Consider the following 1204-nt stretch of genomic DNA (forward strand, 5'->3'; position numbering starts at 1 on the left):
CTAGATGCCGATGGCTGCGATATCGGTCTTTACAACGCCGACCTCACCCTTTCCACCATCAGCTACGAGTATTGCCCCCGCTCCGCTTCCCACCTGAACGTTTCTCTACCCCTAGTGGGAGGGCCCTACGACGACATTCACCGGCAACTGCTCAGAGGACAGCTTTGTCTATTTTGCTTCTCAGGGAGGGCTCCAGAAAACCACCAGGTGGTGATGGCTTGTCCCTTGCTAGACAAAGGCCAGGTGCTAGGGGATCTGTGGATTTTTCGCTCGGCTGCACGTCCTTTTGACAACCAGGAGATCCAACTGATCCAGCAGGTGGCCAACCAATGCGCCATTGGGCTGCGCCAGGCGCGCCTGTTCCAAGCTGCCCAAGAGCAGGTGCAAGCCCTGGAGCGGCTTAACCGTCTCAAAGATGACTTTATCAGCACCGTCAGCCACGAGCTGCGCACCCCCCTGACCAGCTTGAAGATGGCTCTGAAGATGCTGCAGATGGCTCCCTCAACCGAAAAGCGAGCTCAATATCTAAGCATTGCCGAGCGAGAATGCCAGCGGGAAATCGAGCTCATCAACGACCTGCTGGATCTGCAGCGCCTGCAGGCGGGGGCCTATGCTCTGCAGGTGCAAGCCCTCACTTGGCGGGAGCTGCTGGGGGATCTGCTGACCGTTACCGAGGAGCGGGCCCACGCCAAGGGGCAGAGCTTTCAAGCCAGCGTCCCCCTAGAAAGCAACCTCACGACGGATCCCTTGCTGTTGAGCAGGATCCTGCGCGAGCTTTTGCACAATGCCGTGAAATACACGCCGGCCCAGGGATCCATCCGCTTGCAAATTGAAACGGAAAATCGTCAAAGCCACATCCAGGTCAGCAACAGCCAAGAGATCCCTGCCGAGGAGCTGACGCGCATCTTTGAGCGCTTTTACCGCATTCCCAGCAAGGATCCCTGGAAGGAAGGGGGCACGGGGCTGGGCTTGGCCTTGGTGAAGCAGATGGTGGATCAGTTGCGGGGATCCATCGAGGTGAGCAGCACCGCCGGCTGGACAACCTTTACGCTCCACCTGCCCCATCTGCCGCAGCTATGAAAGAGACTTGGCGAGCGTAGTACAAAGCGCAGTTGTAGACCTTGTTGGACTGCTGGCAGAGGTACTCCAGTAGGGCTACTAGCTTCCTGTCCTGAATCAGAACCTGTTGGCATCCGTAGTCCAT

1 protein-coding gene is annotated in these 1204 nt (G+C 57.9%); it reads left to right on the plus strand.

The features are described 5' to 3' along the window. A partial coding sequence (locus NW863_RS09255; protein ID WP_414365916.1) for an ATP-binding protein occupies positions 1 to 1080 on the plus strand: 1080 nt, incomplete at its 5' end. Between the last annotated feature and the right edge of the window lie 124 nt (positions 1081 to 1204).

Origin of the sequence: Synechococcus sp. B60.1 (assembly GCF_047462555.1) — a bacterium.
GTDB lineage: Bacteria > Cyanobacteriota > Cyanobacteriia > Thermostichales > Thermostichaceae > Thermostichus.